The 15,089-nt window shown below is 57.7% G+C and carries 12 protein-coding genes; 5 read left to right on the top strand and 7 right to left on the bottom strand.

Features of this window, described 5'->3' with window-relative positions; translation table 11 throughout:
• The first annotated feature begins 105 nt into the window (after positions 1 to 105).
• The gene (locus AAF739_11035) at positions 106 to 1,425 is read left to right on the top strand and encodes a cytochrome-c peroxidase (GenBank protein ID MEM6383199.1); all 1,320 of its coding nucleotides are present in this window, start codon (positions 106 to 108) and stop codon (positions 1,423 to 1,425) included.
• Here the strand turns inward: AAF739_11035 and AAF739_11040 are convergent, their stop codons facing one another.
• On the bottom strand, positions 1,426 to 2,895 hold the full coding sequence (locus AAF739_11040) for a CRTAC1 family protein (GenBank protein ID MEM6383200.1): 1,470 nt from the start codon (positions 2,893 to 2,895) through the stop codon (positions 1,426 to 1,428).
• Positions 2,896 to 3,217: 322 nt separating this feature from the next.
• Between AAF739_11040 and xylF the strand changes: the two genes are divergently transcribed.
• The 3 genes from xylF (at position 3,218) to AAF739_11055 (ending at position 6,452) form a co-directional block, all read left to right on the top strand.
• Positions 3,218 to 4,240, top strand: a complete 1,023-nt coding sequence (xylF, locus tag AAF739_11045) for a D-xylose ABC transporter substrate-binding protein (protein MEM6383201.1) — start codon at positions 3,218 to 3,220, stop codon at positions 4,238 to 4,240.
• A 107-nt stretch (positions 4,241 to 4,347) separates the two neighbouring features.
• Positions 4,348 to 5,658 (top strand): sugar ABC transporter permease, encoded by a 1,311-nt coding sequence (locus AAF739_11050; protein MEM6383202.1) that lies wholly within the window; start codon positions 4,348 to 4,350, stop codon positions 5,656 to 5,658.
• On the top strand, positions 5,658 to 6,452 hold the full coding sequence (locus AAF739_11055; GenBank protein ID MEM6383203.1) for an ATP-binding cassette domain-containing protein: 795 nt from the start codon (positions 5,658 to 5,660) through the stop codon (positions 6,450 to 6,452). Before AAF739_11050 ends, AAF739_11055 begins: the two co-directional genes overlap by 1 nt.
• Positions 6,453 to 6,469: 17 nt before the next feature.
• Here the strand turns inward: AAF739_11055 and AAF739_11060 are convergent, their stop codons facing one another.
• From AAF739_11060 to AAF739_11075, 4 genes are all read right to left on the bottom strand, one after another.
• A complete protein-coding gene (locus tag AAF739_11060) occupies positions 6,470 to 7,606 on the bottom strand; it encodes a glycosyltransferase (GenBank protein MEM6383204.1) in 1,137 nt (378 codons plus the stop codon).
• A 162-nt stretch (positions 7,607 to 7,768) separates the two neighbouring features.
• Positions 7,769 to 9,262, bottom strand: coding sequence for a methyl-accepting chemotaxis protein (locus AAF739_11065; GenBank protein ID MEM6383205.1), 1,494 nt, complete (start codon positions 9,260 to 9,262; stop codon positions 7,769 to 7,771).
• Positions 9,263 to 9,385: 123 nt separating this feature from the next.
• Complete coding sequence (locus tag AAF739_11070; protein ID MEM6383206.1) at positions 9,386 to 10,720, bottom strand: serine protease; 1,335 nt, start codon at positions 10,718 to 10,720, stop codon at positions 9,386 to 9,388.
• A gap of 18 nt (positions 10,721 to 10,738) precedes the next feature.
• On the bottom strand, positions 10,739 to 11,608 hold the full coding sequence (locus tag AAF739_11075) for a caspase family protein (GenBank protein ID MEM6383207.1): 870 nt from the start codon (positions 11,606 to 11,608) through the stop codon (positions 10,739 to 10,741).
• A gap of 639 nt (positions 11,609 to 12,247) precedes the next feature.
• On the opposite strand from AAF739_11075, the gene bfr reads away from it, so the two are divergent.
• Positions 12,248 to 12,733 carry a bacterioferritin gene (gene bfr / locus AAF739_11080; GenBank protein MEM6383208.1) on the top strand — a complete coding sequence of 162 codons (486 nt, stop codon included), beginning with the start codon at positions 12,248 to 12,250 and terminating at the stop codon, positions 12,731 to 12,733.
• A gap of 37 nt (positions 12,734 to 12,770) precedes the next feature.
• Here the strand turns inward: bfr and AAF739_11085 are convergent, their stop codons facing one another.
• Both AAF739_11085 and AAF739_11090 read right to left on the bottom strand, forming a co-directional pair.
• Positions 12,771 to 13,550 carry a glutamine amidotransferase gene (locus tag AAF739_11085; protein ID MEM6383209.1) on the bottom strand — a complete coding sequence of 260 codons (780 nt, stop codon included), beginning with the start codon at positions 13,548 to 13,550 and terminating at the stop codon, positions 12,771 to 12,773.
• Between the two features lie 111 nt (positions 13,551 to 13,661).
• Positions 13,662 to 15,032: a pilus assembly protein TadG-related protein gene (locus AAF739_11090; protein MEM6383210.1), complete on the bottom strand. Its 1,371-nt coding sequence runs from the start codon at positions 15,030 to 15,032 to the stop codon at positions 13,662 to 13,664.
• Positions 15,033 to 15,089 lie beyond the last annotated feature (57 nt).

Raw genomic sequence — 15,089 nt, forward strand, 5'->3', positions numbered from 1 at the left:
CTTGAGGGCCCTTGCAGCAGCCGATGATTAGGCCTTAGGCTCGGGGAAAAAATCGCTGGGGAACGCGTCTTGGTTCGCGCATCGGTCTTACTCGCAGTCTGCCTTGTGTTTGCGACGCTTGTGGCAAGATCGAGTGCTGTTGGACTGGTGCAGCCGGGCATACCTGAACCCGTGACCGACGCAGATTATCTGCCGGTCGACATGGATCAAGCAAAGCTTGGGCAGCTGCTGTTCTACGACCCGATTCTATCGGGCAACAAAGAGGTCTCCTGCGCGACCTGCCATCACCCAGCCTTCGGTACTGGGGACGGATTGTCACTAGGCATAGGCGATGGTGGCATCGGGCTCGGCCCAGATCGGGTGGTCGATCCGGAGAACCCACCCGAACAACGCATCCCACGCAACGCCCAAGCGCTTTGGAATGTGGGAGCGCGCGAATACCGAACACTGTTTCATGATGGCCGCGTCGAGCTTGATGACACTTTCGCAGGCGGCATGCGCACACCGCTGGGCGCGGACATGATGCAGGGCTTCGCGTCGATGCTGTCCGCCCAAACCATGTTCCCTGTCCTAAGCCCCGATGAAATGGCAGGGCACTACTCCGAGAACCCTATAAGTCAGGCGGTGCGACAGGGGTTTATAACCGGTGATGGCGGCGCGTGGGATTTGATCAGCCGGCGTGTCGCAGCGATCCCGGAATACGCCAGTGCGTTCGTCGCGCATTTCGATCATATCCACTATGCCGGCCAGATCGGATTCACCGATATCTCGGACGCAATCGCCGCCTTCATGATCCACGAGTTCCGGTCCGATAGTAGCCCGTTTGATGCCCACCTGAGAGGTCAAGACACCCTACCTGCCGAAGCGCTGGCCGGGCTCGATCTGTTTTATCGTCCGCTGGAGGCGGGTGGCCTTGGATGCGCCAGCTGTCATTCCGGCCCGTTTCAAACCGATCACGATTTCCACGCTATGGGAGCACCTCAGCTAGGGCCTGGAAAGACAGCACGGTTCGAAACACACGCACGCGATGAAGGTAGGTTCAGGGTTACGGGCGACCCGGCCGACCTTTATGCGTTTCGTACACCCGCTCTGCGCAACGTTACTCTAACTGGCCCCTGGGGCCATGCTGGCGGCCATGCGTCCCTTGACGCCTTTATCCTGCATCATGCCGATGCGACCGTGGGCTACACGCCCGACGTCGTTCTACCGCCAATGGGTTCGAATGATTGGCGCGTGTCACAGGACACTGCAGAAAGCGCCGCAATTGTTGCGACGTCCAAACAAGGCACCCGTCGGCTCTCAAGCAGCGAGCTATCAGCAATCATGGCTTTCCTCGAAAGCCTGACCGACCCAGTCGCGACGACAGGACGGCTCGGCATCCCGCAAACGGTGCCAAGTGGGTTGCCCGTAACCAATCCGGAATAACTAGCGAGAGAGACGGACAAGCTGTCCTGATGCCACCTCGTGGACTGTCTCATCGCCCTCCGGCCAAATGACCGTCACGCTTGCCTGCTGGGCCTCGCCAAGTCCGAAGTGCAAAGGTACGGCCTGCCCCCCGGCATGACCGCCACCGATTGTGTTCTGCTGAGATTGTGAACGTCCAGCCGCCTCGACCCGCACAATGGCACCGATTGCATCGCGGTTGCCACCCTCCTGTTCAAGCGCAATCGACAACCAGTTTCCATCACCGGTCGTCATGTTGCGCCACAATTCCATCGGCGCCCGACGGTTCAAGACCACGAGATCCAAAAGCCCATCGCCATCAAAATCCGCCAAGGCTGCCCCACGCGCTCGCGCAGTCGTCGCAACCCCGGCGCCCGAAGCCGCTTCGACGAACGTGCCATCCGCTTGCTGCATCAGCAGATTGTTGGGGTCCTCCATCGCATTACCCGGCATCTGATCCACGTTGCCTTTCGCGATGAACAGGTCGGCCAGCCCATCATTGTCGATATCGCCAAATTGAGCGTGCCAACCTGTCGACGGACGTCCATCTCCACCGGTATGGGGTCGTGTTGCGTAGGTGCCTTGAGCAAAGGGCGCTGGCGCATAGCGGCCATCCGATGTGGCGATCTGCAGAAGCTGATCACCCATCGAGGTGAGCATAACCTCATCGCGCCCATCACCGGTCAGGTCGCGACTTGCGATGCCCATGCCCCAGAGCGATGGACCATCCCAGCCATCGGTTTCATCAAGGAAGCGGCGCTCTGCGATATCCCACATCTGTTCAGACCCACCACGCACATAATAGTGGCGGTCGTTGGAAATGCGCAGTGTCACGCGCCCGCGCGCATCGCGGGCGGCAAGCATCGAGAGCGGACAAAACCCTGGCGCAAGCGTTTCCATCCGATAGCCTGTGCCCTCGGGCCGTAAGATCAAGTTATCGTCACACGCCTCAAACGGCCCGTCAGGATCGTCGCGGTCAACATAGTGGCCAACAGCGATGGTCGGTCGCTCGTCTCCCAGCTCCCACCATGCGGTGAAGGCGGTCGACCATCGATCTTCAAATGCGAGACCCAACTCAGCCGTCATATCGGTGAAGCTGCAATCCGGCCCACCTTTTAGTACCTGATCGGGACCAGCGCGCAGAACATAAACGTCCTGCCACCCATCGGCGTTTACATCGATCGGGTAGGCGCCCGTTACGCCGATAAGCTCGGGCAGGTCGGTTCGTTCGAAGCGAAAATCACCCAGGTTACGCAGCAGCTTGGCGGGGTTGCTGCCGCCTGCCGCCATGATCTCTGGAAGACCATCACCATCACAATCAAAAACCGCTACCCCGCCACCGACGAAATGCTCCCAGCCACCCTCATATCGATGGGATGCGACCTGATCGCTTTGATCCTCAAAAGTAGGTTTTTGAGACAGAGGCTCGGCATACGAGCTTCCGCAGCTGATGAGCGCGCTCGCCCCAATCCCGATCAACAGCAAAATCTGCTTTTGCAGCACAGTGCGCTCCACCTTCGCTTCTCTTTCAGGAACGATATTTGATCGATCCACGTTCTGCTACGCGACACGCCTTCAACGAAAGTCGCACATTGGAAGGATGATAGGGCCTTTCACATAGCATCCAGACCGGGCATGATGTTGGTTGACTGGGCTGAAGTCCGGCATCGCCTTCGCGTGCGTCTCGTGCACCGCGCGCTGCAAGTGCAATAAAAAAGATAAACAAAAACCAACGCAGCACGACCAACACACAAACAATTTTGGGAGGATACCCATGCGCGTATTACTTGCCGCCGCTGTTGTCGCGACAGCCGGATTTGCCACCCCAGCTCTTGCGGACATCACCGTTGGTGTCAGCTGGTCGAATTTTCAGGAAGAACGCTGGAAGACAGATGAAGCGGCTATCGTCGCCGCTCTTGAGGCCGCGGGCGCGGAATATGTTTCCGCCGATGCGCAGTCGTCGTCTGCCAAGCAGCTTGCAGACGTAGAAAGCCTCATTGCACAGGGCGTCGACGCACTGATCATTCTCGCCCAGGACGCTCAGGCTATCGGCCCAGCCGTCCAGGCCGCCGACGATGCCGGCATCCCTGTGGTTGGTTACGACCGTCTGATTGAAGACCCGCGCGCCTTTTACTTGACGTTCGACAATATCGAAGTCGGCCGGATGCAGGCGCGTGCCGTTCTCGCGGAACAGCCCGAGGGCAACTATGTGATGATCAAGGGTTCACCCACAGATCCCAACGCTGACTTCTTGCGCGGCGGCCAGCAGGAAGTCCTGCAAGAGGCAATTGCTTCTGGTGCCATCACCATCGTCGACGAAGCTTATACCGACGGCTGGCTGCCGGCGAACGCCCAGCGCAACATGGAGCAGATCCTGACCGCGCAGGACAACAATGTGGACGCAGTTGTCGCTTCCAACGACGGTACCGCTGGCGGCGTCGTGGCAGCCCTCACGGCACAAGGCATGGAGGGTATCCCTGTGTCCGGCCAAGACGGCGATCATGCCGCCCTCAACCGCGTTGCACTGGGCACCCAGACCGTTTCGGTTTGGAAAGACGCCCGCGACCTTGGTCGCGCAGCAGGCGAGATTGCGGTTGCCCTCGCCGGTGGCGCGATGATGGCTGATGTCGACGGCTCGCAGTCTTGGACCTCTCCGGGCGGCACGGAAATGACAGCCGTGTTCCTTGAGCCAGTCCCTGTAACCGCCGACAACCTCAGCCTTGTCGTTGATGCCGGCTGGATCACACAGGAAGCGCTTTGCCAGGGCGTTTCGGGTGGCCCGGCACCGTGCAACTGATGCACCGGTAACAACCTGATTGGGCCGGATAGCACAGCTGTCCGGCCCTTCTTTCAGAGTGATAAAGACTGCTGCGCCTGCCGAACAGCGTCATGCGGGGATAGCACATGGCCGACACCACCAATGATGCCAATGCGAGCGCAGCGGCAGACCCACCCAAGCGTTCGTTCGTTCAATCGCTTGAGATCGATGTCCGCCTGTTGGGCATGGTCGCGGCCTTTATCGTCATCTGCATCGTATTCAATTTGTTGACCGGCGGGCGCTTCCTCACCCCGCGCAACATCTTCAATCTGACCATCCAAACGGTATCCGTCGCCATTATGGCGACCGGCATGGTTTTCATCATCGTCACCAGGCACATCGACTTGTCAGTCGGTGCGCTGCTGGCCACCTGCTCCGCCATGATGGCGATGATGCAGACCGCGTGGATCCCGCAATTCTTTGGTCTGGAAATTGGCCACCCGATGATCCCGTGGATTGCCATTTTGGTCGGGATAGCTGTTGGAACCCTGCTTGGCGCTTTCCAAGGCTATTTGGTCGGCTACCTCGCAATACCCGCCTTTATCGTCACTCTCGGGGGGCTGTTGGTCTGGCGCAATGTCGGCTGGTACATCACCAACGGCCAGACCATTGGCCCTCTGGATGAGACGTTCCGCGCTTTCGGCGGGATTTCCGGAACATTGGGCGCGCAGTGGAGCTGGATCGTCGGAGCTCTGTTGACCCTCGGCGCCCTGTACGCACTTTTTGCGGCTCGCCAGGCAAAACTAGCGCACGACTTTCCCGTCAAGCCGATGTGGGCTGAAGGCGTTCTGGCGGCGTTGGCTGTTTTCGGAATTATGGGGTTCATTTCAATTCTCAACAGCTATGAGGTTCCGCAGCGCGTTCTCGAGCGGCAGTTTTCGGCGCGCGGCGAGGAGCTGCCTGAGGGCTTCACCGCGTCATACGGACTACCGATTTCGGTACTCCTGCTGATTGCGATCGCGGTGATCATGACCGTTGTGGCACGCAAGACGAAGCTTGGACGGTACATCTTTGCCACCGGCGGCAATCCCGACGCTGCGGAGCTATCGGGTATCAACACCCGCATGCTAACGGTTAAAGTGTTCGCTATCATGGGCGCGTTGGTCGCGATATCGGCCGTGGTAGCCTCAGCCCGCCTCGCCAATCATTCAAACGACATAGGAACGCTCGACGAACTGCGGGTGATCGCAGCTGCTGTGATTGGCGGCACCGCACTCGCAGGCGGAGTGGGCACGATCTACGGCGCGATCTTGGGCGCTCTCATTATGCAATCGCTTCAATCGGGGATGGCGATGGTTGGCGTGGACGCACCCTTCCAGAACATGGTCGTAGGTGCGGTTCTGGTCCTCGCGGTCCTGATCGACACCATTTACCGCAAGCGCACGGGGGACAAGTGATGGCCACCGAAACCACAAACCGCAAAGCACCTGTCGATCGCAGCGGTACACCGCTTGTCGAGCTTAAGGATATCTCAATTGCCTTTGGCGGTATCAAGGCCGTCAACCATGTCTCGGTGGATCTCTATCCTGGGGAAGTTGTGGGACTGCTAGGCCACAATGGTGCGGGCAAATCCACCCTGATCAAGTGCCTGTCGGGCGCCTATCACAAGGATGCCGGCGAGATTTTCATCAACGGAAAGTCAGCAACGATCAACAATCCGCGCGATGCGCGCCGCTACAACATAGAGACCATCTACCAGACGCTGGCACTGGCCGATAACCTCGATGCCGCATCCAACCTTTTCCTCGGTCGTGAACTGACGAACATGACCGGCCTGGTGGACGATGCGGCGATGGAAGCGGAGACGCGCCGCATCATGGGGCGACTTAATCCCAATTTTAAGAAGTTCTCGGCACCTGTTTCGGCGCTGTCGGGGGGCCAGAGGCAGTCGGTAGCGATTGCGCGTGCCGTCTATTTCAACGCCAAGATCCTAATCATGGATGAGCCGACCGCCGCACTTGGACCGCAAGAGACGCAGATGGTTGCGGACCTTATTGAAGAGCTCAAACGACAGGGACTGGGGATTTTCCTGATCGACCATGATGTGCACCAGGTCAAAGAACTATGCGATCGTGCAGCTGTCATGAAGAACGGCGAACTGGTCGGCGTGGTCGATGTCGATGCGGTATCGGTTGATGATATTCTAGCAATGATCATTGCGGGAAAAAAGCCTGAATCGCTAGCAGCTTGAGGCTTGCATCAGCAATGCTAGGCAGCACTCGCGTAAGACTTGTCGTCCTTTTTGACGGTCGGCAAGCGACCGGCTTTGGCAAGCACTTGATTGTAGACCATACCAAGATGCTCGCGCAGCCTGTCGGCATGGAAGCGCTGATCAAATAAGCGGCGCGCTGCCGGACGCATGGAACGAAGCGTTTCGCTCGACACCAATTCAAGAATGTTCGCGAGGTTATCGACCGACAGGTCGAAGGTGTAGCCGGTCTTGCCCTCATCGATCAGAGCGGCCATCCCTGTGCGCGTTGACGCGATCACAGGCGTGCCATTTCGGTAGGCCTCAGGGATCACCAGAGGCAAGCCCTCCCAACGTGAAGGCACGACCAAAGCATCCACCGAGCCAAACCAATCATCGATACGTGCACGCGGAACCCAGCCATGAAAGGTGACATTGGCAAGGTCACGGCGTACCGCTGGCGCTTCAAGCACCGCGGCACCCACCACGTGCAAATGAAGGTCTGGGCGCGGCCCAACAATCCGATCAGCCGCCTCAAGCAAGATATCAAGGCCCTTCTGGCGGTCGAACCGACCGACATATAGAAGGTTTGTGCGGGCTGGCTCGCCGGGTTTTGGAAGGAAAAGGTCGCTTCGCGCGTCCAAGACACGATCCGGTACGCCGTTCTCGACCAACTGATAGTTGCCGCGATAGCCGTGCTCACGCGCAAAATTCAAATCGTGCTTCGACACGCAGATGACCATGTCGGGAAAGCCGGACAACAGGCTCTCGATACGCATCGTCAGCTTCCGCTTGAAGCTCCCTTCGTCGTAGCGATGAGCTGCCCAACCATGCGCGCAATAAAGGCTAGGCGTCCGAACGCGGCACAGCTTCAAGACGATCAGAGCCAGAAGTGAAAATGTGGAGTGAAAAAACAGAAGGTCTGGCTTCTCTTCGCGCATAGCCTTCAAGCTCATACGCACCATACGAATCAGGCTGCCGACGGAGCGCCGTGTGTGCCCAAAGCGATACTGCCGCAGATCTGCGTCGAGATAGCTTGCATGGCTCAACGGGACGACTATGGCGTTATTGATGCGACCAACAGCGTCCGCAATTAAGTTGAGGTAAGTCGCCGGGCCGCCCTTCGCGGTCTCGCAAATATGCAGGACTTTCGTCACGCGTGCTGGCCTCTCCGGCGTTAGACACGACGTCTTCCGCCTTGAATGACATCGCCATACCCAAAAATAGCAGAAGGGAAGCCGGCTGTGTCACAATGTTGCCAATGTGCGTAAACTGATAACCTTAATAGGCCGTGCACGACCCATCGGTCGGTCGCAAACTCAAACTTTGTAAGCCAAACGAAGCGCACCCCAGTGTCGCCCACCAAAATGCAGCGGTAATGAAAGGTCTTTCATGATGGCGTATGCCCCGCCGCCCATATCGCGCCTGTAGGATTGAATAAGGAACGGATCGGTATTGCGACCGGCACGCAAACCGACTTTGTCGTCGAACATGCGCCTGTTGCGACTGTTGGCATTGTTCCAAATGGGATCTGATCCCTGCGGTTTGGAAAACTTTGCGTTGTGCGTCGGCAAGTAGCCATTAACGTCCACCGCTGCGCAAAACACTATCCGGGGGTCGCTTTCGGCAACCTCCTCCTGAATGTCGGCAAACAGGCGGTCAGCCAAATCGGTGAACGCCGTGACGACCTGTTGGGGATCCGTCCCAGGGACAGGGGCATAGTCGCGATCAAAAAGCTTCGGAACCGTGATCGCTCCGGTCTCGAGCGCTTGCGTGATCTTAGCCTCGATTTCAGCGGCGGCCTTGCGCGCCATCGACAAGAAGCGGCCATCATCGGTCGCCAGATCGCTGTCTGCGGTGACCCCAACAAGCCGGTCGGTTTCATCAACTGCTCGACCTATCCGTCCGGCCGCTGCGCTGATGATCTCATTGTTCTCTTGGATAGCACTTTGAATGGTCGCCACTTTGGCGACCAGCGATTGCGAGGTACCTTCAATGTCGCCGATACCGGCTTCCACCACCGCACTTGTTGATGAAATCTCACCGATGGACGTCGAGAGCTCTTCAATCACATGGTCAAGCGCTCCCGTGCTCTCTTTCACGTCCGAGACACCGGCCAGCGCATCTTGGCCCAACGCAATCAACGCGTCAGCTTCGGTATGAAGATCGACGAGAGTTGATTGAATTTGTTGCGTCGCTTGCGATGTTTCAGCTGCTAACTGTTTGACCTCTCCAGCAACGACCGCAAATCCCTTGCCTGCTTCACCGGCTCGGGCAGCCTCGATGGTCGCGTTCAGTGCAAGCAAGTTGGTTTGGCGGGCAATCTGATCAATTGAGGTTGATACCTCAGAGACACTACCCAAAGCAGCCTGCAGACCCTGGAGCTGTGTATTGATCTTGCTGACGGCCTCGATGAGCCGTGCGATATCGGACGCGGCGCGACCCAAGGCGTCACGTGAGTCAGCCATAGACTGCGTCGATGCTTCAGCCACCATTGTGGTGGATGTGACGGAGTCGCGAATAATTGTGGTCTGCTCGCACGTTTGGTCAGCCATCGCGCTGAGTGCGACAAAACTGTCTGTCAGCCCGCGGGTCGCATCGTTGGCCGACTCGATCGCGCCACACACGTCCACCATCTCGACACCGAAAGTCGAAAGGCTCTCGGCAACCTCGGCAAAGGTCTGCCTGGTACCATCAGCCGGAGAAACGCTTTCCGGTGTCGCGTCAGATGCCGCAGTCGATGAGGCAAGTTGAGGAAGGGCGACGTTTTCCTCGCTGAGCGGTTTGGCCTTTTGTTGGAACAAAGCAAACACGGCGAGGGCATCCTTCGTGGCGCGCAAAAAACGGACCACTACAATGCCCCATCAGCGTTAATAGATAACGAAGACGTCTACGTAATTTCCCGCGTGCAAGCGTAAGCCTTGCCACCCTTACGCCTAGCGCTCAGACAGCCTAAGCTGAGCCTCGGGGAATTCGCCGAGCGTATCGGGATCATTGAAAGTGCCAACCCAGATATCGTATTGGCCGGCAAGCGGTCGGGTAAGCGTCAATTGCGGATTGACATCGCCTTCGACACGGTCGTCGTTGCATAACCAGTTGCCATCAGGTTGGTTAATCAGCAGCACGGTATCAGCATCCGAAACTACCGATAGGATAAGCGAACGGTTCGAACTGGTTTCATAGGTGATGCGCACGTCAGGCGCCTCAGCGACGAACCCCGCACAACCTTCGAGCGTATCTCCCGCCGGAATGTAACCACCGGCCTCGACATCAAAGGCACCCTGTGCTGCGGAAAAACCTTCACCAAGTTCCTCATCAGCATACGTCGCGTCCAACGTAAAATCAGGGTACTGTCGTAAATCGGCTGGCTCGGTTTCGCCGGCTACGGTAGCGGCAATCCAGTCTGCGTAAGCTGAAACGCGCGTGTAAGTGGTGAAGCGCTCACCGTCTTCAGCGCACAGTGTTCCGCCCGATACAATTCCGATCTGCGCATATCGATCACCGTGTGGGACCAGCAAAGGGCCGCCGCTATCACCTGCACACGCATCAATCAGATCGCGCCTGTAGCCTGCACAAAGCGCCTCGGGATCACCGCGTTCGTCACACCGGCTGTTCCGCACGATCGGCACCTCCGCAGCCACTAGGACGGCGGATGTTCCGAAGACGCTGCGAACCTCCTGTTCAAAGCCGGGACCTTTGCCCCCAACGCTTCCGGACACCTCAAACGCGCCAGGCGCATTACCCCAACCAGCAACAATGGCGTCTGTGCCGCGTTGCTCAAGATCCTCCAGTTCGTCCGCAGGCGGCAGTTCACTAGTGGTCACAGAAATGGGCTGCCGAAGACGAAGCAGCGCAATATCGTCCGCGCCAACACCCTGATAATCAGGATGCCCGAAGATGGTTTCGACATCAACGATCTGCATACCAGCATCAAGACTGGTGGAACCAAACGCGACAGCCATCGGGCTTGGGTCGGTCGGCACGAAGTCATCAATGCAATGGGCAGCAGTCAAAACCCATTGCGGCGCTATGACAGTGCCGCCGCAGAAATGCGCATCGCGGATGGATAGGCCACCTATCCGGAACAACGAAACCATGTACGGGAAGGTTTCGATCGAGGTAACGCAGCCGCCCATAACTCGGCCATCTGAGCAAAACGCCTCGGCATTGCTGGTGACGCCCACAGGCAACAGAGGCAACGTGCAGCCAAGTGCACCCACCATGGTGACTACGCTCAGCGCCGACTTCGCAGTGTCAAAAGGCGTCTTCATTTTCAGGCTCTCCATCGGTTAGAATTCAGCGAGGAGTGATGGGGCCAAACCCGCCTGCACCATCCATGGTGTCTGGTATCCATCAGAGGCGCTACGAACCTGTTTGGTTAGCTGCGCGAACATCTTTGGCGATGACAAATCGCCAGCTGCGATAGCGCGCAGCACAGCCAGCGCGAAGGGACTGTTGCCAGCTTCCGGCGACCCATCGGATGCGATTTGTCCCGGTGCGGCGGAATAGATCAGCGTAACTGAACCGTTCGAGCCCGAACCAGGGGCTACCAGATCACTGATCGCCGGATTGGCGCGTGTGCCATCTGGACTATCCAAGGGAAGCGGGTTGGCGCGACAGGTATCGATAAAGAGAACAGCATGGGAATTTTGCCGAGCAACCAGCCATCCGACGATCATACTCAACGGCACAGCCTGGGTGGCGAGGTCTGCGCGTGAGCGGACATGTTGGTCATCAGATGGTAGTAGGAATGTCTGCCCCTGATGCGCTATTCCATGTCCACTGATCCATACAAAGGCCAAACCATTCTCCGGGACATCTGCCGCGAACGCTCGAACCGCATCGACCAATACCTTTCGCGTTAAATCCGTCTTTGCAGCACCATCGTGAAGCCTGAAGCCCCTTGCCGCCAAAGCATCGGCTACGGATAGCGCGTCTGCGGATCCGTGGCGCAGGGACCGGGCACGGGCGTATGTGCTCATGCCAATCGTCAACGCATGGGCAGACTGGTACCGCGCCTCATCGAGCGCTCCTACGGCTGCTGATGAGAGGGCGGGACTTGATACGCTTGCGACAGCGAGCGCCGATGCCGCAACCGAACGCCGGGTGAGCCCGCCAGAGCCCAAAGAGGTCGGCGAAGGTTTAGCTGGACGTTTCATACATTCGCTACCGTTGATTGGTTATGTTAGCTGGTGATTATTTTCTTGCAGCTAAAATGCAAGTTTGCGTATTTATAGGGATGGCAGCCGACGCATCGAAGGGGAAAATGGTGGGTAAAAGCGACAGGCGCTTTCAAACCATCATCCGGCCAGTCCGGCGATGGGCGTCTGCCGCGAACACACGAGTCCTTTCCGGCTGAACCGTCTACTGCACCAATGATCGTCTGCCACTGCAATGTTCTGACCAAACAAGCAATTACGCAAGCCATCGAGGAGCTGGTAAGCGCTGATCGCTTCCGTCTGATCACACCGGGTTTGGTCTACAAGCAGCTGGGAAAGCGCGGGAAATGCTGCGGTTGCTTTCCGCAGGTTGTTGGTCTAATTGTCGCTAGATTAGAAGAATTCCAAACTAGCAATCCAGGCTACGTCCTGGAGCGTAAGGATATCATACCCGGTGCCAAACCGGGTCTAGCGCCGGTTCGGTCCAACGCTTTTCAAGCGATAGCCTTGGCCCCGGTTCGCCAGCGCGACGATTAGGCTGCCCGGCAACCCGCCTGTCGGCCGCAAAGTTTCTTTCGGGAGCGCGGCGGAGAGGTCGGGACAGATGTCTCTCCGCCCAGAGTACACAGGACGAACGCCATGAAGGGCAGCGAAAAAGTCATCGAGCGCTTGAATGAGGCGCTTTTTCTCGAGTTGGGGGCAATCAATCAGTACTGGTTGCATTACCGCATGCTGGAAGACTGGGGTTACAGCAAGCTGGCCGCCAAGGAAAAGCAAGAATCGCTCGAGGAGATGGTCCACGCGGATCGTATCACCGAACGGATTCTGTTTCTGGAAGGCCACCCCAATATGCAAACGCTTGCGCCTTTGCGCATCGGTCAGACGGTCAAGGAAGTGTTGGAAGCTGACTTGGCAGGAGAGTATGACGCGCGCGCGTCCTATTCGAAATCGCGCGACATCTGCCACGATGAAGGCGACTATGTTTCAATGAAGATTTTCGAGGAACTGCTTCGAGACGAGGAGGGGCACATTGACTTCCTCGAGACCCAGCTACAGCTGCTCGAGACCATCGGTGAGGAGCGCTATGGGCTTCTCAATGCCTCATCGGCTGACGTTGCAGCCTGACCGTAAAGATTGCAGGGCGCGATGGCGCCCAGCTCCCCTATTCCGCCGCCGTTGAAATCGTCACGTCAGTCGATACGGCTCGGTCAGCACCTAGGCTGTCACCAGAAAGCCGGGCGCGGCGCCCAGCAAGCCAAACCGTCAAAAAGCGATCAAGCCATGCGTTCATAGCAGGATCGTACAGGAAGCGGCCCTCAAGGTGCTCGCGACGCGACTGGGCACCAGGGCAAGCGAGACGTTCGCTTCCTTTGACCGTCCACTTATAGATCATCGCTGCAGTCATTTCTGGATGGAACTGCAACCCGACGGCCGCCGGTCCGACCTGAAAAGCCTGTTCCGGGAAAGCCCCGGAAGAGGTTGCTAGGCGGGTTGCACCAGCGGGTAAATCGAAGCCATCTTTATGCCACTGATAGACCGTCTTGGGCCACTCCATGACGCGTTTGCCCTCTACAGTAGCTTCCAATGGATAGTATCCAACTTCAACGCGCCCTTGAGGATCAGGGGCAACGCGGGCACCCAGATGTTGGGCCAATAGCTGGGCGCCAAGACACAAGCCCAGAAACGGCGCACCTTCACGCAACGGCACGTCAAGCCAATCGCATTCCCTTTTGAGGAAGGGCTCGTCATCATAGGCGGACATGGGACCACCAAAGACAATTGCTCCGTCATGGTCATCGAGGGTGTCCGGCAAAGGGCAGCCAAAGCGCGGCTTTCGAATGTCCAGACGGTATCCTAGCGCACGGAGTTTTTGGCCCACTCGACCCGGAGTCGAGTGTTCCTGATGCAAGACAACTAGGATCGGCTTGAGCTCGCATGCCATGCGGGCACATGACAAGTAGCAGATGCTTTTGTCCAGCACCTTCGCTGCGCCATCTGCTTAAGCTGCAGAAGCGTTTTGTTCTAACACGGCTTTCAATGCAATCTCTTGAGCTTATCGGACGAGCCGCGCCTCTTGCAGACGGCTGCCAAGAGTGGAGAAAGCGTCTTCCATATCTACATTGCGCGTGACATCGAAAAAGTGGCTCGACGACGTCGCACAATCCTGCATGTATTTCTCCGCATGCCGGTTGCCTTCGATGAAGAACGTCACGACTTCGATCCCGGAAGCCTTAGCGCTTTCGCAAACCGCCACAAGGTTGGAGAGCATCTCAACACCCGCGTTATTGTGACCATACTCATCGTGACCGTCGAAAAACCGAACTTCAAAAGTGGAGTTGCCATCGGTGATGAACACGATGATTTTGCGCACGTCTTCGGTTGAACGCGGATAGCCTGCAATGCCCCAATCATTGCGCCAATTGACAGACAGCGACCGCCAGGCCCAAGCCATACCCTCATCAAACCGACCCGTGCCAGCGGGACGGATGTCCGCAACATCGCGCATGATCTGCCGCATGTCTTCACTCGGACCGATGATGGGCACCGGACATCGCAGCGAGCGCAAGCCATGCACGCCGTACTCCTGGTCCGGATCGTGGGGAATGAAGGTTTCAACGTTCGCGCGCACATCCGTCAGCCGATAAGGGTTGGCCATTGTCGGCTGTTCCCGCGCAAACACGCAACCCGACCAGTCATCCTGATCAAGTTCCCAGTCACTGGCGTCATTGTCGGTATCGTACGCTCTGAACGCTTCATATTCGGCATCGGTGTAGTTGTGCAGGTCACCCATCTGGAACGTTTCAATCCAACCGGCATTTTGCTCGCCGATGTTCACCATATCGCCCATCGGGATGACGGTGACACGCAAGTCCTCCGGCCCTGCAGACGCGCCGTCGAGCGATTCAAGCATTCGGTCAAGGCTGTCATAGGCCGTCGTCCAGCGGCTTCCGAACGTCATCGAATTGGTTGCATCGATCACAAAGGCGATCTCAAGCGGTGCGCTAGCGCCTTGCGCCACCGCTTCGACTCCAATGTCGACCGCATCAATGCCCATGACACTCAGCAGAGTTGTGTCCATCTGGCCGGCCGCCCGGATATGCAAGCCCAGTTCGCTCTCAGAAAGGGTTATCTGGCCGATCCGGTGGCTCCCTTCAGGCGCGTGGGTGCGGAACACTTCATCGGCCAGATTCTGCTTTTGGGCCAGCGTGCTCAGGCCGCTCGTCGCAGCTGCCAGAACCGCAGCATCGGCCGCGCTCTGGTAGGTTGAGTGAATTTCGCTGACCCGCGAGAAATCAACTGTAGCACCAATCAGCCCGGTAACGGGAATGACTGCAATACCCATGACCACCGCGACGACCCCTCGCCTGTCGCGACAAAACCGGGCGCTGCTGCGCTTAAGGTGCTGCGTGATCCGCTTCAACATTGGGAGACCGAGGAGCTATTGATTGGATTAATTTGTTCTGGGTGAACAAAACTACCA

The organism is Pseudomonadota bacterium, from assembly GCA_039024915.1.
GTDB lineage: Bacteria > Pseudomonadota > Alphaproteobacteria > Rhizobiales > MH13 > MH13.